The organism is Geodermatophilus sp. SYSU D00684 (assembly GCF_054050455.1).
Genome location: NZ_JBJGZI010000011.1, coordinates 89,269 through 106,241, shown reverse-complemented (window position 1 = coordinate 106,241; position 16,973 = coordinate 89,269). Strand labels below are relative to the sequence as shown.

Below are 16,973 nucleotides of genomic sequence, written 5' to 3'. Positions count from 1 at the left end.
GCGGGCGCGGGCTACGGGCGCAGCCGCCAGCGCACCCGGTCGTCGGCGTACCAGGTCCAGCGGGAGACCGGCCGCGGGTAGGGGACGCCGTCGCGGGTCACCTGGGCCGGGTCGCTGGCCAGCTGCAGCGCGCGGCCGGAGCTGCGCCGCGGCGGGCGCATCAGCTGCGGGGAGACGACCACGCGGATGGTGTCGACGGCGGTCCAGTCCGGCCGCACGTCGATCCGCGCGACCAGTCCGTCGGCCACCTTCGCGTCGTCGTGGTGGGCCTGCACGCCCAGCCGCGCGGTCAGCGGCAGCAGGCCCCTCTCGGCGGCCTCGTAGCGGCCGTGCTGCAGCAGCACCCCGCCGTGGTCGTCGCGGACCAGCGACAGCTCGCGCTCGCCGCCGCTGCCGATGCCCAGGTCCCGGGCCAGCCCTCGGGAGGAGCTGTCGTCGGCGGGGTCCCAGGACACCGGGACCTCCGCCGCCCGGCCGGCGGCGTGCAGCACGGCCAGCACGCCCGCGAGTGCCGGCACGGGGCCGCGCACCAGCAGGGAGTCCGCGTCCGGGGCCTCGGCGAGGACGGCCCGCTCGGGCGCCCGTCCGGGCGCGAGACCGCGCAGGTCGAACTCGACGAGGGGCATGCCGATACCCTGCCACCTGCCAGCCGGTCGACCGCCGGTGACGAGTCCCAGGGGAGACGACAGCGAGATGCCGGCAGTCGTGCTGATCGGTGCCCAGTGGGGCGACGAGGGCAAGGGCAAGGCCACCGACCTGCTCGGGGGGCGCGTCCCCTACGTGGTGCGCTACCAGGGCGGCAACAACGCGGGGCACACCGTCATCACGCCCGACGGCGAGCGCTACGCCCTGCACCTGATCCCGTCGGGGATCCTCACGCCGGGGTGCACCCCGGTCATCGGCAACGGCGTCGTCGTCGACCCGCAGGTCCTCATCGGGGAGCTGGCGGGGCTGGAGGAGCGCGGGGTCGACACCTCGCGGCTGGTCATCTCGGCCGACGCGCACCTGATCATGCCCCACCACCGGGCACTCGACCGGGTCACCGAGCGGTTCCTCGGCAAGCGCAAGATCGGCACCACCGGCCGCGGCATCGGCCCCGCCTACGGCGACAAGGTGGCCCGCACCGGCATCCGGGTGGCCGACCTGCTGGACCTGTCGATCCTGCGGCAGAAGCTCGAGGGCACCCTGGTCGAGAAGAACCAGGTCCTGGTCAAGGTCTACAACCGCAAGGCCATCGACGTCGACGAGGTGGTCGAGGAGTACGCCGGCTACGCCGAGCAGCTCAAGGGCCGCATCGCCGACACCCGGCTGATGCTCGCCAACGCGCTCGACGCCGGCGAGTGGGTGCTGCTGGAGGGCTCGCAGGGCACCCTGCTCGACGTCGACCACGGCACCTATCCGTTCGTGACGTCGTCGAACCCGACGGCGGGCGGCGCGGCGACCGGCAGCGGCATCGGCCCCACCCGCATCTCCCGGGTGGTCGGGATCCTCAAGGCGTACACGACCCGCGTGGGCTCGGGCCCGTTCCCGACCGAGCTGTTCGACGCCAACGGCGAGTACCTGCGCAAGCAGGGCGGTGAGGTGGGCGTGACCACCGGCCGCGACCGGCGCTGCGGCTGGTTCGACGCCGTCGTCGCCCGCTACGCCAGCCGGGTCAACGGGATCACCGACTACTTCCTCACCAAGCTCGACGTCCTGTCCGGGCTGGAGACGGTGCCGATCTGCGTCGCCTACGACGTCGACGGCGTCCGGCACGAGGAGATGCCGATGACCCAGACCGGCTTCCACCACGCCAAGCCGGTCTACGAGGAGATGCCGGGCTGGTTCGAGGACATCCGGCACTGCCGGTCCTTCGACGAGCTGCCGGCCAACGCCCAGGCCTACGTCCGCCGGCTCGAGGAGCTCTCCGGCGCGCGGATCAGCGTCATCGGCGTCGGCCCCGGCCGCGACGAGAACGTCGTCGTCCACGACCTGATCGACTGAGCCGAGCCGGGGACGGCACTGTCGCGAGCCGCACTGCGAGGCGGCAGGAGGAGTGGGGGCCGGAGGCTCCCGCGATCGAGCGCCGGGAGGGGCTCAGCGAGGCCCCCTTCCGGGTCCCGCCCCGAGCATGCGAGGGGTGGGGAGAAGGGGGTCCTTCCGGGCACCTGGCCGCGGTGCGGTCCGGTAGGACCGCGAGGTGCTACGCGGCCTCGGGGAGGGCCTGCTCCAGCTCGGCGCGCGCGGCGACGACGACGTCGGGGTTGTCGGTGATGATCCCGTCGACCCCGAGGGCGAGCAGCAGCCGCGCGGCACCGAACGCGTCGCCGGCGGCGGCCGGGTCCTCGCTGCTGCGCAGGTGCAGCGGGAGGAACTCGTTCTCCGCGGCCAGCGTCCACGGCACCACCGTGAGGCCGGCGGCGTGCGCGCGGGGGAGCAGGTCGGACACGCCGGTCATCCGCTGCTCGGCGTCGCGCAGCAGGACGTCGTCGACGCACGGCGCGATGCCCTGCGCGTAGGTGGACACCGCGCGCAGCCCGGCGTTGGTGAGCAGGTGCTCGTCACCGGCGTCGGTGTCGACCAGCTGGTACATGGTCGGGCCGTCGTCGCCGAGGTCGGCGCGCAGCCGGCGCAGGGCGGCGGCGTCGAAGGACTGCACGACGACGGTGCCGTCCGGCGCGGTGGCGTCCAGCCGCCGCAGCTCGGCGGCCACCAGCTCGATCATCGGCTGCCCGCGCTCGGCCGACCAGGTGGGCTTCTTCAGCTCGGCGAGCACGCGCACCGGGCGCAGCGGCGTCGACCGGCGGCGGGCGATCTCGACGACCTCCTCCAGGGTGAGCACCCCGAACCGGCCGTCGTAGGCGGTGTTGAGCGGGCGCAGGTCCGGCCGCCGCTCGACGGCGCGCAGGGTGCGCAGCTCGGCGAGGGTGAAGTCCTCGGCGAACCAGCCGGTGCGCCGCTTGCGACCCACCCGGCGGGTGGTGCAGCGGTCGGCGAACTCCGGCCGGGTGGCGACGTCGGTGGTGCGCGACAGCTCGTTCTCGTGCCGCGCGATCAGCGCGCCGTCCTTCGTGACGACGATGTCGGGCTCGATGAGGTCGGCACCCATGTCGATGGCCAGCTCGTAGCTGGCGGCCGTGTGCTCCGGTCGGTAGGCGCAGGCACCGCGGTGCCCCACCACGAGAGGACGGGAGGACCGGGCCACGGCGGGAGTCGCAAGCGACTCGATCGCGTGCATGCCATCCAGAACACCCGACCGAGGTGTCGGGATGGCGAACGCGGACTGGCGAGTCTCTGAGAATTGGGAGGACACCGCGCTGACCTGCGCGGGACCATCCGCCCCGTGACACATCTCTCAGGGATCGGCTGGTCCCGGGCGCGTCTCGAGCAACTCCCCCCGGGGACCCAGCCCGGACGGGTGGCGCGGGTCGACCGCGGCCGGCTGACGGTGCTCACCGCGGACGGCGAGCGGCGGGTGCACCCGGCCGCCGCGCTGTACGACCCCGACGGTGTGGCGGCGCCCGCGGTCGGCGACTGGGTGGCGCTGCGCGGGGAGCTCGCCGTCGCGCTGCTGCCCCGCACCTCGGCGTTCACCCGCACGGTCGCGGGGCGCACCTCCGCCGCGCAGGTCGTCGCCGCGAACCTGGACCTGGTCCTCGTCGTCGACGCGCTCGCCGGCCCCACCCGGGCCCGCCGCGTCGAGCGCTACCTCGCCGTCGCGTGGGGGAGCGGGGCGACGCCGGTCGTCGTCCTCACCAAGGCCGACCTGTGCGACGACGTCGCCGCCGCGGTCTCGGCGGTGGCCGAGGACGCCGTCGGCGCGGACGTGCTGGCCGTCAGCGCGCGCACCGGGGCGGGCCTGGACGCGCTGCGGGCGCTGCTCGGCCCCGGCGTGACGGCGGCGATGGTGGGGCCGTCCGGTGTGGGGAAGTCCTCGCTGGCCAACGCGCTGGCCGGCCGGGAGGTGGCGCCCACCCGGGAGATCCGGGAGGCCGACGGCCGTGGCCGGCACACCACCACCTCCCGCGAGCTGCACGTCCTGCCCGGAGGCGGCCTGCTCGTCGACACCCCCGGCATGCGCGAGCTCGGCCTCTACGACGACGAGGGCGTGGACACCGCCTACGCCGACGTCGCCGACCTGGCCGCGCACTGCCGGTTCCGGGACTGCGAGCACCGCACCGAGCCCGGGTGCGCCGTCGCCGCGGCCATCGACGAGGGCCGGCTCGACCCGGCCCGCCTGCTGGGCTGGCGCAAGCTGCAGGCCGAGGCGCGCCGCCAGCTGCTGCGGGCCGACGCCCGCGCCCGCGCCGCCGAGCACCAGCGGGTCAAGGCGCTGCACCGGGCGTACCGCACCCAGCCGAACCGGGTGCGGTAGCCGGCCCCGTCCGGGGCACCGCCCCGAGCGTGCGAGGGGTGGGGAGGACGGGGTCCTTCATGGGTAGGGTCGCGCTCCGTGCGCGTGCTCGTGATCGGCTCCGGTGCCCGGGAGCACGCCCTGTGCGTCGCTCTGCAGTCCGACCCCGCGGTGACCGCGCTGGCCTGCGCGCCGGGCAACGCCGGCACCGCCCGCATCGCCGAGCAGGCCGCGGTCGACGTCGCCGACCCGGTCGCGGTGGCCGCGCTGGCCACCGGCTGGGCCGCCGACCTGGTCGTCGTCGGACCGGAGGTGCCGCTGGTCGCCGGCGCCGCCGACGCCGTCCGCGACGCCGGCATCGCCTGCTTCGGCCCGTCGGAGCAGGCCGCGCAGATCGAGGGCAGCAAGTCCTTCGCCAAGCACGTGATGGCCGCCGCCGGGGTGCCGACCGCCCGCTCGTGGCCGGTCGGCGGGCCTGCCGAGCTGGAGACCGCGCTCGACGAGGCCGGCGCCCCGTACGTGGTGAAGGACGACGGGCTGGCCGCCGGCAAGGGCGTCGTCGTCACGACCGACCGGGACGCCGCCGTCGCCCACGGGCACCGGGTGCTCGACGCCGGGGGAGCGGTGCTGGTCGAGGAGTACCTCGACGGCCCCGAGGTGTCGCTGTTCGCCGTCACCGACGGGACGACGGTGTTACCGCTGCTGCCCGCGCAGGACCACAAGCGCCGCGACGACGGCGACGCGGGCCCCAACACCGGCGGGATGGGCGCCTACGCACCGCTGCCCTGGGCGCCGCCCGGGCTGGTCGACGAGGTGCTGGCCACCGTGCTGCAGCCGACCGTCGACGAGATGCGCCGCCGCGGCGAGCCGTTCAGCGGGCTGCTCTACGCCGGCCTGGCGCTGACCTCCCGCGGCGTGCGGGTGGTCGAGTTCAACGCCCGCTTCGGCGACCCGGAGACAGAGGTCGTGCTGCCGCTGCTGGAGACGCCGCTCGCCGGGCTGCTGCACGCCGCGGCCACCGGCGCCCTCGCCGACCACCCGCCGCTGCGCTGGCGGTCGGGGGCGGCCGTCACGGTCGTGGTCGCCGCGGCCGGCTACCCCGAGGCACCGCGCACGGGCGACCCGGTCACCGGCGCCGACGGCGAGGGCGTGCTGCACGCCGGCACCGCCGTCGACGCCGAGGGCACCGTCCGCTCGGCCGGCGGGCGGGTGCTCGCGGTGACCGCGACCGGCGCCGACCTCGCCGCCGCGCGGCAGGCCGCCTACGAGCGGGTGGCCGCCGTCCGGCTGGCCGGCGCGCACTGGCGCACCGACATCGCCCTGGCCGCCGTCGAGGGCCGGATCTCGGTGCCGGGGTGACCGATCCCGCCGAGGCGGTGTGGAACCGGGCCTGCGACCCGTCCGCGCCGGCCACCCACCCCGGGGACGCCGCGCTCACCGCCGTCCTCCTCTGCCACGGGATGGCGATGAACGGCGGGCTGCTGCACGCGGTGGAGGGCCTGGAGCCCGAGCAGCTCGGGCGTGCCGTGGCCGGCCTCCGCCTGCTCGGGCTGGAGGAGGCCGCGGACGCCGTGGAGGACGTCGCCCGGCAGGCCGCCGGGCTGCGGGAGGACGACCTCGACGCCGCCGAGCGGCTCGAGGTCGAGGCGGACCGCCGCTACGCCGCCGCGCTGCCCGAGTGGGACGACACGATCGAGCGGGCCTTCCGGGAGCACCTCCGACGCTCCCCCGGGGCCTACGCGCCCCTCTAGCCGCGGACCCCGACCGCCGGGCGGGCCCGCTCCGGGCGCGGCTCGGGCGGCCGCGGGCCGTCGTGCCGCCGCGACAGGTAGGTGCCGGCGACGTTCGCGCAGGCCACCACCGGCACCGCGATCAGCGCGCCGAAGATCCCGGCGACCAGCAGGCCGGCGGCGATCGCCAGCACGACCGCCAGCGGGTGCACGTGCACCGCCTTGCCCAGCAGCAGCGGCTGCAGGACGTGCCCCTCGAGCTGCATGACCAGGACGACGATCGCCAGCGCGATCAGCGCCTTGATCGGGCCGACGGCGACCAGCGCGACCAGCACCGCGACCGAGCCGGCCAGGAACGAGCCGATGATCGGGATGAACGCGCCGAGGAACACCAGCGCCGCGAGCGGGATGACCAGCGGCACGCCGAGCACGGCCAGGCCGATGCCGATGCCGACGGCGTCGACCAGGGCCACGACGACGGTCGCGCGGACGTAGGAGATGAGCGTGCGCCACGACCGGCGGGCGGCCTCGTCGAGGTAGGCGCGCGAGTCGCGGGGGAACAGGCCGACCAGCCACAGCCAGATGGACCGGCCGTCCTTGAGGAAGAAGAAGAGCGTGAACAGCGCCAGGACGATGCCGGTGAACACCTCGCCGACCGTGGCGGCCGTGGTCAGGGCGCCGGTGGCCAGCGTCTCCTGGTTGGACACGATGGCGTCCTGGGCGGTGGTCACGGCGTCGTCGATCTGCCGCTGGGTGACCGGGAAGGTCTCGACGACGAAGTCGCGGATCTTGTCCAGGCCCTGGCTGACCTGGTCGGCGAGGTCGGAGAAGCCGGCGCTGAACCGCTCGACCACCAGCGTGATGATCCCGGAGACGACGGCCAGCCCGACCAGCAGCATCGCCATCGCGGCCAGCGACCGCGGCCACCCGCTCCGGATGAGCGAGGCCGCGCCCGGCTGCAGCAGCGCCGCGAGCAGCAGCGCGACCATCACCGGGACGATGACCACCGCGACGTAGGCCGCCGCGTAGAGCAGCACGTACAGCCCCGCGAGGACGGCGATCAGCCGCCACGACCAGGCCGCCGCCGTGCGCAGCGCGCCGGGCACCGCGGCGTCGCCCTGCGGGGCCTCGCGGCCCGGGCCCAGCAGCCGGCGGCCGCGCTCGGCGGCCCGGTGCGGGCGCCCGCCGTCCGGGGGGCCGCTCACCCCGCCCGGGGCCAGCGGCCCGTCGAGGTCGGGGGCGCCGGGCTCGGGGCTGCCCAGCGGCGGCTCGCCGTCGGCGAGCGGGTCGGCGGGGCCGCGGTCGGCCTCCTCGTCGGGCACCTCGTCGTCGTGCACGAGGATCGCCCGGTCACCGTCCCGCTCGGGCCACGCGTGCGGGTCCCGCTCGCCCGCCGCCCGGATGCGCTCGCGCGCGCGGGCGACCAGGGAGCCGGCCTGTCGCAGCATCGGGGTCCTTCCGCGGTCGGTGGGGGCCGTTCTCGATCACGCTAGCGCTGCGGGAGGATGCTCCCGTGCTTCGACGACTCGACCGGCTGCCGGGGGTACCCGCGTGATCGACCGCTACACGCTCCCCGAGATGGGCCGGGTCTGGAGCGACGAGCACAAGTACGAGCTGTGGTGCCGGGTGGAGACGCTGGTGCTGGAGGCGCACGCGGCCGCCGGGCGGGTCCCGGCCGACGTCGTGGAGCCGGTGCGCACCGCCCCGCCGCCGACCGCCGCCCGGGTCGCGGAGATCGAGGAGACGACGCAGCACGACGTCATCGCCTTCCTCACCGCGTGGGCCGACAACACCGAGCCGCGCTCGGCGGCGGCCTACGTGCACCACGGCATGACGTCGTCGGACCTGCTCGACACCGCGCTCGCGGTGCAGCTCACCGAGGCCACCGACGTGCTGCTGGCCAAGGCCGACCGGCTGGTCGCCGCGCTGCGCCACCACGGCCTGGCGCACCGGGAGACCCTGCGGGTCGGGCGCACGCACGGCGTGCACGCCGAGCCGGTGGTGTGGGGGCACCGCGTGGCCGACCTCGCGTTCGCCATGGCCCGCTCCCGCGACCGGCTGCGCGCGGCGCGTGAGCGGGTCGGCGTCGTCGCCATCTCCGGCGCCGTCGGCACGTACTCGCTGATCGACCCGTCGGTGGAGGTCACCGTCGCCGAGGCGCTCGGGCTGCGCCCGGCCGACGCCTCCACCCAGGTGGTCATCCGCGACTCGATCAGCGAGTGGGTCGCCGCGCTGGCGGTGATCGCCACCGTCTGCGAGACGATCGCGCTCGAGGTCCGGCACGGGCAGCGCACCGAGGTGCGGGAGCTGTCGGAGGCCTTCGGCTCCGGCCAGAAGGGCTCCAGCGCGATGCCGCACAAGAAGAACCCGATCCGCTCGGAGCGCATCGCCGGGCTGGCGCGGGTGGTGCGCGCCGCCGTCGTCCCGGTGATGGAGGGCATCCCGCTGTGGCACGAGCGGGACATCTCGCACTCCTCCACCGAGCGGGTGTTCCTCCCCGACGCCGCGGTCACCACCGACTACCTGCTGCACCTGACCACCGGCCTGGTGGAGAACCTGGTCGTCGACGTCGACCGGATGCGGGCCAACCTCGACCTCACCGGCGGGCTGATCTACACCTCCGCCGTGCTGCTGGAGCTGGTCGAGTCCGGGCTCTCGCGCGAGGACGCCTACGCGCTGGTGCAGGGCGCGGCGATGGAGACGTGGAACTCCGGGACGCCGTTCCGGTCGACGCTGCGGTCCCGCGCGGACGCCTCCGGCGTGACGCTGGACGAGGCGCGGCTGGACGAGATCTGCCGCCCCGAGGGCTACGTGCGCAACCTCGGCCCGCTGTTCGACCGGCTCGCCGCGCTGTCGTGACCGTCGACCTGCCCCTCGTCGCGCGCGGCAAGGTCCGCGAGGTCTACGACGCCGGGCCCGGCCGGCTGCTGCTCGTGGCGTCGGACCGGATCTCGGCCTACGACCACGTGCTGCCGACGCCGATCCCGGACAAGGGGCGGGTGCTCACCCAGCTGTCGGTGTGGTGGTTCGAGCAGCTGACGCCGGTGCTCTCCTCGTTCGGCGCCACCCACCACCTGGTGTCGGCCACGGACGTGCCGGCCGGCGTCGCCGGGCGGGCGATGCTCGTGCGGCGGCTGGACATGCTGCCGGTGGAGTGCGTGGCCCGCGGCTACCTGTCCGGCTCGGGGACCAAGGAGTACGAGCGCACCGGCGCGATCGTCGACGTCGTGCTGCCCCCGGGGCTGGTCGAGGGCTCCCGGCTGCCGTCCCCCGTGTTCACGCCGTCGACGAAGGCCGAGGTGGGGGAGCACGACGAGGCGATCGACTTCGCGCGCGTGGTGTCCCTCGTCGGGGCCGCGCGGGCGGAGGAGCTGCGCGAGCTGACGCTGGCGCTGTACCGGCGGGGCGCGGAGGTCGCCGCGGAGGCGGGCATCCTGCTGGCCGACACGAAGTTCGAGTTCGGGCTGGATCCCTCCGGCGAGGGGCTCGTCCTGGGCGACGAGGTGCTCACCCCCGACTCGTCGCGCTTCTGGCCGGCGTCGTCGTGGGCGCCGGGCGCGCCGCAGCCGTCGTTCGACAAGCAGTACGTCCGCGACTGGCTGACCGCCTCGGGCTGGGACCGCGTCTCGCCCCCGCCGGAGCTCCCCGACGACGTCGTCGCCGCCACCCGCGAGCGCTACGTCGCCGCCTTCGAGCAGCTGACCGGCACCTCCTTCCGCTGATGCGGACGCGCTCGGGCATCGGGTACCGCGCCGGCGGGTCCGGCGGGGACCTGCTCCTGCTGCTGCACGGGCTGGGTGCGACCGGCGCGGTGTGGGACCGGCTGCTGCCGCTGGTCGAGCGCGGCTGGCCCGGGTCCTGGGCGGTCCCCGACCTGCGCGGGCACGGCCGCTCCGTGGCCGAGCCGCCCTACGGGTACGCGGTGCACGCCGCGGACGTCGCGTCGGTGGCGGCCGACGTGGGCGCCGCGCGGGTGACCGTGCTCGGGCACTCCTTCGGCGGCGTCGTCGGCGCGGTGCTCGGGACCGGCTGGTACGGCGTCGACGTCGTCCGGGTCGTCGCGGTCGGGGTGAAGATCGACTGGACGCCCGACGAGGAGGCCGGCGCCCACCGGATGGCCGCCCGCCCGCCGCAGGTGTTCCCGACCGCCGCCGACGCCGCCGCGCGGCACCTGCGGCTGGCCGGGCTGACCGGGCTCGTGGACCCGTCCTCCGAGGTGGCGCTCGCCGGGGTCCGCGAGGTCGACGGCGGGTTCGCCCCGGCGCTGGACCCGCGCGCGTTCGGCGCCGTCGGCCCGCCGGTCGAGGAGGTCCTGTCGCGCGCGGTGGCGCCGCTGCGGCTGGCCGCGGGCTCGGCCGACCCGATGGTCGGTCTCGACGCGATGCGGCGGGTCGACCCGGACGCGGTGCTGCTCGAGGGCGCCGGCCACAACCTCCACTGGGAGGCCCCCGAGGCCGTCTGGCGCCTCGTCGCCCCCTGAGCCCCCTCGCCCCCTCTCCCCCGTCGAGATCACGTGATCTCGCCGCTCCGGGGGCCCGTGCGTGCCGAGATCACGCGATCTCGACGGGGCTGTGGACGGTGTGAGCGGACAGCTGTGATCCCGCGGCAAGGTGCCGCGGTGCCCAGTCGACGCCGTCAGCGCATCACCGGACCCACGACCCGCGCCGCTGCGCACGCGGCCGGGCTCGGCGACCGGCACCTGCGCCACCCGGCCGTGCAGCGGCTGTCACGCGACACCTACCTGCCGCGTGCCTTGGTGGACGACGTCGGCGCGCGGGTCGCCGCGGTGCTGATGACCGCCCCGCCCGGTGCCGTCCTCAGCCACCGGACCGCTGCGGACCTGTGGGGTCTCCGGCTCCCGCTGCAGGACCTCGCCGACCGGCGCGTCGACCTGACCGTGCCGGGAGCCACCCGCGCGGAGAGCCGCCGCGACAGGCGGGTGCACCGGCTGCCCTTGGCCGGCGACGAGGTGACGTACCGGTGGGGGCAACCGGTCACCACGCCGTCGCGCACGTGGCGCGATCTGGCCGGGGTGCTCGAACCGCCGGCCCTGCTGGCGGCGACCGACCAGCTCCTCGGTGGCCTGTGCTCGACCGCCGACCTCGAGCGTCAGCTCGCCCGCCGGCCGACGGGCCGGGGCGCGGCCCGAGCCCGGAGGGTGGTACCCGTCGCCGACGCCCGGTCCGAGTCACCGATGGAGTCGGTGCTGCGCTGGCTGTTGCACCAGGCCCGGACACCCACTCCGGTGGTCCAGTACGAGATCCGTGACGCGGCTGGGTTCGTGGCGCGCGTCGACCTCGCGTGGCCTGATCACCGCGTCGTCGTCGAGTTCGACGGCGACGGACACCGCGACCGCGACGTGTTCGTGAACGACCTCCGACGCCAGAACCGCCTGGTCGCCGCCGGCTGGACGGTCCTCCGGTTCACCTCCGCAGACGTCCTCGGCCGGCCGGACGAGGTCATCGCTGCCATCCGCGCGGCACTGCGCTGACGAGATCACGCGATCTCGACCGTCATCCGGCCCGCGACCCGGCGAGATCACGTGATCTCGCCGGGCAGAGGCCCCCACGGTGGCGAGATCGCGTGATCTCGACCGCGGGGAGAGCGCCGATCTCGCGGGGACGGGCGGGCCGGGTGCGGGAGCCCGGTACGCTCGGGAGCCGTGCCGCAGGTGGTCGTCGACGTCGTCCTCAAGCCGGAGATCTCCGACCCGCAGGGGCAGGCGGTGCTCGGCGCGCTCGGCCGCCTCGGCCACACGCAGGTCACCGGGGTCCGCCAGGGCAAGCACTTCGTCCTCGATGTCGAGGGCACCCCGGACGAGGCAGAGCTGAAGCGGATCGCCGAGACGCTGCTGGCCAACCCCGTCATCGAGGACGTCGAGCTGCACCTGCCGGGGGCCTGAGCCGTGCGCATCGGGATCATCACCTTCCCCGGCTCCCTCGACGACGTCGACGCCGCCCGGGCGGTGCGGCTGGCCGGCGCCGAGCCCGTCGTCCTCTGGCACGCCGACCACGACCTCAAGGACGTCGACGCCGTCGTCCTGCCCGGCGGCTTCTCCTACGGCGACTACCTGCGCGCCGGCGCCATCGCCGCCCGCGCGCCGCTCGTGCAGGACGTCGTCGACCGGGCGCGGCAGGGCATGCCGGTCCTCGGCATCTGCAACGGCTTCCAGGTGCTCTGCGAGGCGGGGCTGCTGCCCGGCGCGCTCACCCGCAACAGCCACCTGCACTTCCGCAACCGCGACCAGCGGCTCCGGATCGAGCGGGCCGACACCGCGTGGACGTCGGCGTACGCCGAGGGTCAGGAGATCGTCGTCCCGGTCAAGAACGGCGAGGGCCGCTACGTGGCCGCGCCGGCCGAGCTCGAGCGGCTCGAGGGCGAGGGCCGGGTCGCCGTCCGGTACGTCGGCGGCAACCCGAACGGCAGCCTCCGCGACGTCGCCGGGGTCACCAGCGAGGACGGCCGGGTCGTCGGGCTCATGCCCCACCCCGAGCACGCCGTCGAGGACCTCACCGGGCCGTCGACCGACGGGCTCGGCTTCTTCACCAGCGTCCTGAAGGCGGTCGTCAGCGCATGACGCAGGGTCTCTCCGACCTCGACACGGGCCCCGGCCCGCTGGCCAACCGGCTCGACACCGTCGCGCTCGCGGAGAGCACCCCGGACGTCGAGCAGCCCTTCGCCGAGCTCGGCCTGAAGAGCGACGAGTACGCGCGGATCCGCGACATCCTCGGCCGCCGGCCCACCACCGCCGAGCTGGCCATGTACTCGGTCATGTGGAGCGAGCACTGCTCCTACAAGAGCTCGAAGGTGCACCTGCGCCGGTTCGGCGACCTGCCGCGCAGCGAGCACCTGCTGGTCGGCATCGGCGAGAACGCCGGCGTGGTCGACGTCGGCGACGGCTACGCGGTCACCTTCAAGGTCGAGTCGCACAACCACCCCAGCTACGTCGAGCCCTACCAGGGCGCGGCCACCGGCGTCGGCGGGATCGTCCGCGACATCCTCACCATGGGCGCCCGCCCGGTCGCCGTCATGGACTCGCTCCGCTTCGGCCGCGCCGACGCCCCCGACACCGCCCGCGTGCTGCCCGGCGTCGTCGCCGGCGTCGGCGGCTACGGCAACTGCCTGGGCCTGCCCAACATCGGCGGCGAGCTGCTGTTCGACGAGTGCTACGCCGGCAACCCGCTGGTCAACGCACTGTGCGTCGGCGTCATGAAGCACGAGGACGTCCGGCTGGCGAAGGCCGAGGGCGTCGGCAACAAGGTCGTCCTGTTCGGCGCCCGCACCGGCGGCGACGGCATCGGCGGCGTGAGCGTGCTGGCCAGCGAGACCTTCGACCAGGAGGGCCCGGCCAAGCGCCCGAGCGTGCAGGTCGGCGACCCGTTCACCGAGAAGCTGCTCATCGAGGCCTGCCTGGAGATCTTCGCCGCCGACCTGGTCACCGGCATCCAGGACCTCGGCGGCGCCGGGCTGTCCTGCGCCACCTCCGAGCTGGCCAGCGCCGGCACCGGCGGCATGCACGTCGACCTCGACCGCGTCCCGCTGCGCGACAGCACCCTGACGCCCGCCGAGATCCTCATGAGCGAGTCGCAGGAGCGCATGTGCGCGATCGTCGAGCCGGACAAGGTCGAGGCCTTCCTCGCCGTCTGCCGCAAGTGGGACGTCCTCGCCACCGTCATCGGTGAGGTCACCGACGGCGACCGGCTCACCGTCGACTGGCACGGCGAGCGCATCGTCGACGTCCCGCCGCGCACCGTCGCCCACGAGGGCCCGGTCTACGAGCGGCCGATGCAGCGCCCCGCCGACCTCGACGCCCTGCAGGCCGACGACCCGGCCGCGCTGCCCCGCCCGGCCACGCCGGAGGAGCTCACCGCGCACTGGCTGGCCGTCGTCGCCAGCCCCGACGGCGCGGACAAGACCTGGGTGACCGAGCAGTACGACCGCTACGTCCGCGGCAACACGGTGCTCGCCCAGCCCGACGACGCCGGCGTGGTCCGCATCGACGAGGACACCCACCGCGGCATCGCCCTGGCCCTCGACGGCAACGCCCGGTTCGCCCGGCTCGACCCCTACACCGGCGCCCAGCTCAACCTGGCCGAGGCCTACCGCAACGTCGCCGTCACCGGCGCCCGGCCGCTGGCGGTCACCAACTGCCTGAACTTCGGCTCCCCGGAGGAGCCCGAGGTCATGTGGCAGTTCGCCGAGGCCGTCCGCGGCCTGGCCGACGCCTGCCGCGACCTCGGCCTGCCGGTCACCGGCGGCAACGTGAGCCTCTACAACCAGACCGGCGACGTCGCCATCAACCCCACCCCGGTCATCGGCGTCCTGGGCGTCCACGACGACGTCCGCACGCGGATCCCCACCGGCTGGCGGGCCTCCGGCGAGACGGTGCTGCTGCTCGGCGAGACCCGGCCGGAGTTCGGCGGGTCGGCCTGGGCCAGCGTCGTCCACGGCCACCTCGGCGGCCGCCCGCCGGCCGTCGACCTCGAGGCCGAGCGCACCCTCGGCGAGCTGCTCGGGGCCCTGGGCCGCGAGGGCCTGGTCACCTCCGCGCACGACCTCGCCGACGGCGGCCTGGCGCAGGCGCTGGCCGAGTCCGCGCTGCGCTACGGCACCGGGGGCACGCTGCGGCTCGGGGACGACGCGTTCACCGCGCTGTTCAGCGAGTCCGGCGCCCGCGCCGTCGTCACCACCACCGACCCCGAGGCGGTGCGCACCACCGCCGAGTGGGCCGGCGTCGCGGTCACCGAGCTGGGCACCACCGGCGGCGACGCGCTCACCGTCGAGGGCGTCGGCGAGCTGCCGCTGGCCGAGCTCCGCGCGGCGTGGACGGCCACCCTCCCGGCGCTGTTCGGCACCCCGGAGGCGACCGTGGGCAGCGTCCCGGCGGGCACCGTCCCCACCAGCTGATGCCCGCGCAGCAGCCGATCCCCGCCGAGGAGCTGCGCGCCGCCGTCGACGCCGTCCGCCCCTGGCTGGCCGGGGAGGCCGAGCAGCCGGCGCGGTCGGTGCTGGGCGCGGCGGTGAAGACCACCGCCCGGTGGCTGGCCCAGCAGGTGCCCGGCCGCTCGGTGGAGCTGCGGGTGCCGCCGCACGTCGCCGTCCAGCTGGTGCCCGGGCCGCGGCACACCCGCGGCACGCCGCCGAACGTCGTCGAGACCGACGCGGCCACCTGGCTGCGGCTGGCCACCGGCGAGCTCGGCTGGGCCGAGGCGGTCGCCGGGGGCCGGGTCAGCGCCAGCGGCAACCGGGCCGACCTCTCGGCCCACCTGCCGCTGCGGCCGCTCAGCCGGTGAAGAGCGTCAGCGCGGTCTTGACCGTCTGGTACAGGCCGTAGGCCAGCGGGACGCCGACCAGCGTCCACGCGAACGCGATCAGCCCGGTGGGCGTGTGCACGGGCTGCTGCCCGTCGGACGAGGTCGTCTTCGACAGCGGCGTGCTCATCGGGCGGCGCTCCGTTCCGGGGTCGAGGGGGTGGTCGGGGCGGCGTCGCGGCGCGGCTCGTGCCACTTGCTGGCCACCGGCCGCACCAGCAGGTTCGCGACGAACCCGACGGCGAGCAGGCCGACCATGATGAACAGCGCCGGCCGGTAGTTGGCGGCCACGAGGCTGCCCGGCTCGCCCTGGGTGTCCAGGACGCTGTTGACGATCAGCGGCCCGGCCACGCCGGCCGCCGACCACGCGGTGAGCAGCCGGCCGTGGATGGCGCCCACCTGGTAGGTGCCGAACAGGTCGCGCAGGTAGGCCGGGACGGTCGCGAACCCGCCGCCGTAGAACGAGATGATCACCGCGGCGAGCAGGACGAACACCCACGTGGCGCTGCTGCCGACGGTGGCCAGCGCGACGTAGAGGACCAGGCCGACGCCCAGGTACACCATGTAGATCGGCTTGCGGCCGATGAAGTCCGACGTCGAGGACCACACGAACCGGCCCGCCATGTTGAACAGCGACAGGACGCCGACGAAGCCGGCGGCCGCGGTCGCGGCGACGGTCGAGGTGTCCCCGCTGCGGAAGAAGTCCTGGATCATCGGCGCGGCCTGCTCGAGGATCCCGATGCCCGCGGTGACGTTGCAGAACAGCACGGTCCACAGCAGCCAGAACTGCGGCGTCCTGATCGCGTTGTTGGCCGAGACGCTCTCGGTGGTGACCAGCGCCTTCTGCTTGACCGTGGACGGGTCGAAGCCGGCCGGCTTCCAGCCCTCGGCCGGCACCCGGACGATGAACGCGCCGAACATCATGAAGACGAGGTAGACCGCGGCGAAGGTGAAGAACAGCGCGGCGACGGCGCCGCCGTTGGGCACGGTGCCCGCGGTGCCGTCGTAGCTCGGGTCGTACCAGCTCATCAGCTGCCGGGACAGCGGCGAGGCGATGAGCGCGCCGCCGCCGAAGCCCATGATCGCCATGCCGGTGGCCAGGCCCGGCCGGTCGGGGAACCACTTGATCAGCGTGGAGACCGGCGAGATGTAGCCGATGCCCAGCCCGATGCCGCCGATCACGCCGTAGCCGAGGTAGAGCAGCCACAGCTGACGGGTCTCGATGCCCAGGCCGCCGACGAGGAAGCCGGTGACCCAGAAGCACGCCGACACGAACATCGCCGCGCGCGGGCCGTTGCGGTCCACCCAGGTGCCGAACAGGGCGGCCGAGAGGCCCAGCATCACGATCGCGATGGAGAAGACGATGCCGATCGCCGTCTGGGTGGTCCCGAAGTCCTCGACCAGCGCGGTCTTGTAGACGCTGGTGGCGTAGGCCTGCCCGATGCACAGGTGCACCGCCAGCGCCGCCGGCGGGATGAGCCACCGGTTGAAGCCAGGACGGGCGACGATGCGCTCACGGCGCAGGAAGCCGGGTAGCGCCACGGGGGACCTCCACAGGGACGACGACTGTGGGGAACGCTACGGCCGGGTTCGGGAACC

At 75.1% G+C, this 16,973-nt stretch carries 17 protein-coding genes; 12 read left to right on the top strand and 5 right to left on the bottom strand.

What is annotated here, in order from left to right:
• Nucleotides 1-11 precede the first annotated feature (11 nt).
• Nucleotides 12-626 carry a hypothetical protein gene (locus ACI79L_RS10145; protein ID WP_456936666.1) on the bottom strand — a complete coding sequence of 205 codons (615 nt, stop codon included), beginning with the start codon at nucleotides 624-626 and terminating at the stop codon, nucleotides 12-14.
• 67 nt (nucleotides 627-693) lie between these two features.
• Between ACI79L_RS10145 and ACI79L_RS10140 the strand changes: the two genes are divergently transcribed.
• Nucleotides 694-1,983: an adenylosuccinate synthase gene (locus ACI79L_RS10140; protein WP_456936665.1), complete on the top strand. Its 1,290-nt coding sequence runs from the start codon at nucleotides 694-696 to the stop codon at nucleotides 1,981-1,983.
• Nucleotides 1,984-2,182: 199 nt separating this feature from the next.
• Here the strand turns inward: ACI79L_RS10140 and ACI79L_RS10135 are convergent, their stop codons facing one another.
• Complete coding sequence (locus ACI79L_RS10135) at nucleotides 2,183-3,160, bottom strand: glycerophosphodiester phosphodiesterase family protein (protein ID WP_456936664.1); 978 nt, start codon at nucleotides 3,158-3,160, stop codon at nucleotides 2,183-2,185.
• A gap of 237 nt (nucleotides 3,161-3,397) precedes the next feature.
• Here ACI79L_RS10135 and rsgA point away from each other — a divergent pair, with 237 nt between their 5' ends.
• From rsgA to ACI79L_RS10120, 3 genes are all read left to right on the top strand, one after another.
• Entirely contained in the window at nucleotides 3,398-4,354 is a 957-nt protein-coding gene (gene rsgA, locus ACI79L_RS10130; protein ID WP_456936663.1) for a ribosome small subunit-dependent GTPase A, read from the top strand.
• Nucleotides 4,355-4,432: 78 nt separating this feature from the next.
• Nucleotides 4,433-5,692: a phosphoribosylamine--glycine ligase gene (gene purD / locus ACI79L_RS10125; protein ID WP_456936662.1), complete on the top strand. Its 1,260-nt coding sequence runs from the start codon at nucleotides 4,433-4,435 to the stop codon at nucleotides 5,690-5,692.
• Nucleotides 5,689-6,084 (top strand): DMP19 family protein, encoded by a 396-nt coding sequence (locus tag ACI79L_RS10120; protein WP_456936661.1) that lies wholly within the window; start codon nucleotides 5,689-5,691, stop codon nucleotides 6,082-6,084. The genes purD and ACI79L_RS10120 overlap by 4 nt, the downstream gene beginning before the upstream one ends.
• Here the strand turns inward: ACI79L_RS10120 and ACI79L_RS10115 are convergent.
• The gene (locus ACI79L_RS10115) at nucleotides 6,081-7,511 is read right to left on the bottom strand and encodes an AI-2E family transporter (RefSeq protein ID WP_456936660.1); all 1,431 of its coding nucleotides are present in this window, start codon (nucleotides 7,509-7,511) and stop codon (nucleotides 6,081-6,083) included. The genes ACI79L_RS10120 and ACI79L_RS10115 overlap by 4 nt on opposite strands.
• 103 nt (nucleotides 7,512-7,614) lie before the next feature.
• Between ACI79L_RS10115 and purB the strand changes: the two genes are divergently transcribed.
• The 8 genes from purB to ACI79L_RS10075 all read left to right on the top strand — a co-directional run bounded on the left by purB (nucleotide 7,615) and on the right by ACI79L_RS10075 (nucleotide 15,356).
• Nucleotides 7,615-8,922 (top strand): adenylosuccinate lyase, encoded by a 1,308-nt coding sequence (gene purB / locus ACI79L_RS10110; protein ID WP_456936659.1) that lies wholly within the window; start codon nucleotides 7,615-7,617, stop codon nucleotides 8,920-8,922.
• A complete protein-coding gene (locus ACI79L_RS10105) occupies nucleotides 8,919-9,785 on the top strand; it encodes a phosphoribosylaminoimidazolesuccinocarboxamide synthase (RefSeq protein ID WP_456936658.1) in 867 nt (288 codons plus the stop codon). The genes purB and ACI79L_RS10105 overlap by 4 nt, the downstream gene beginning before the upstream one ends.
• Nucleotides 9,785-10,543 (top strand): alpha/beta fold hydrolase, encoded by a 759-nt coding sequence (locus tag ACI79L_RS10100; RefSeq protein ID WP_456936657.1) that lies wholly within the window; start codon nucleotides 9,785-9,787, stop codon nucleotides 10,541-10,543. The genes ACI79L_RS10105 and ACI79L_RS10100 overlap by 1 nt, the downstream gene beginning before the upstream one ends.
• 138 nt (nucleotides 10,544-10,681) lie before the next feature.
• Nucleotides 10,682-11,554: a DUF559 domain-containing protein gene (locus tag ACI79L_RS10095; RefSeq protein ID WP_456936656.1), complete on the top strand. Its 873-nt coding sequence runs from the start codon at nucleotides 10,682-10,684 to the stop codon at nucleotides 11,552-11,554.
• A gap of 171 nt (nucleotides 11,555-11,725) precedes the next feature.
• Nucleotides 11,726-11,965, top strand: a complete 240-nt coding sequence (purS, locus tag ACI79L_RS10090; RefSeq protein ID WP_456936655.1) for a phosphoribosylformylglycinamidine synthase subunit PurS — start codon at nucleotides 11,726-11,728, stop codon at nucleotides 11,963-11,965.
• A 3-nt stretch (nucleotides 11,966-11,968) separates the two neighbouring features.
• The gene (gene purQ, locus ACI79L_RS10085) at nucleotides 11,969-12,640 is read left to right on the top strand and encodes a phosphoribosylformylglycinamidine synthase subunit PurQ (protein ID WP_456936654.1); all 672 of its coding nucleotides are present in this window, start codon (nucleotides 11,969-11,971) and stop codon (nucleotides 12,638-12,640) included.
• Nucleotides 12,637-14,970, top strand: coding sequence for a phosphoribosylformylglycinamidine synthase subunit PurL (gene purL, locus ACI79L_RS10080; RefSeq protein WP_456936653.1), 2,334 nt, complete (start codon nucleotides 12,637-12,639; stop codon nucleotides 14,968-14,970). Before purQ ends, purL begins: the two co-directional genes overlap by 4 nt.
• Nucleotides 14,970-15,356: a sterol carrier family protein gene (locus ACI79L_RS10075; RefSeq protein ID WP_456936652.1), complete on the top strand. Its 387-nt coding sequence runs from the start codon at nucleotides 14,970-14,972 to the stop codon at nucleotides 15,354-15,356. The genes purL and ACI79L_RS10075 overlap by 1 nt, the downstream gene beginning before the upstream one ends.
• Here the strand turns inward: ACI79L_RS10075 and ACI79L_RS10070 are convergent.
• Complete coding sequence (locus ACI79L_RS10070; protein WP_456927475.1) at nucleotides 15,346-15,504, bottom strand: MFS transporter small subunit; 159 nt, start codon at nucleotides 15,502-15,504, stop codon at nucleotides 15,346-15,348. The genes ACI79L_RS10075 and ACI79L_RS10070 overlap by 11 nt on opposite strands.
• On the bottom strand, nucleotides 15,501-16,916 hold the full coding sequence (locus ACI79L_RS10065; protein ID WP_456936651.1) for an OFA family MFS transporter: 1,416 nt from the start codon (nucleotides 16,914-16,916) through the stop codon (nucleotides 15,501-15,503). Before ACI79L_RS10065 ends, ACI79L_RS10070 begins: the two co-directional genes overlap by 4 nt.
• Nucleotides 16,917-16,973: the final 57 nt, after the last annotated feature.

Bases quoted from the DNA above. Each gene is read 5' to 3' on its own strand.
- ACI79L_RS10115 (WP_456936660.1), bottom strand. From the start codon at position 7,511: ATGCTGCGACAGGCCGGCTCCCTGGTCGCCCGCGCGCGCGAGCGCATC.
- ACI79L_RS10075 (WP_456936652.1), top strand. From the start codon at position 14,970: ATGCCCGCGCAGCAGCCGATCCCCGCCGAGGAGCTGCGCGCCGCCGTC.
- ACI79L_RS10140 (WP_456936665.1), top strand. From the start codon at position 694: ATGCCGGCAGTCGTGCTGATCGGTGCCCAGTGGGGCGACGAGGGCAAG.
- purL (WP_456936653.1), top strand. From the start codon at position 12,637: ATGACGCAGGGTCTCTCCGACCTCGACACGGGCCCCGGCCCGCTGGCC.
- ACI79L_RS10070 (WP_456927475.1), bottom strand. From the start codon at position 15,504: ATGAGCACGCCGCTGTCGAAGACGACCTCGTCCGACGGGCAGCAGCCC.
- ACI79L_RS10100 (WP_456936657.1), top strand. From the start codon at position 9,785: ATGCGGACGCGCTCGGGCATCGGGTACCGCGCCGGCGGGTCCGGCGGG.
- ACI79L_RS10145 (WP_456936666.1), bottom strand. From the start codon at position 626: ATGCCCCTCGTCGAGTTCGACCTGCGCGGTCTCGCGCCCGGACGGGCG.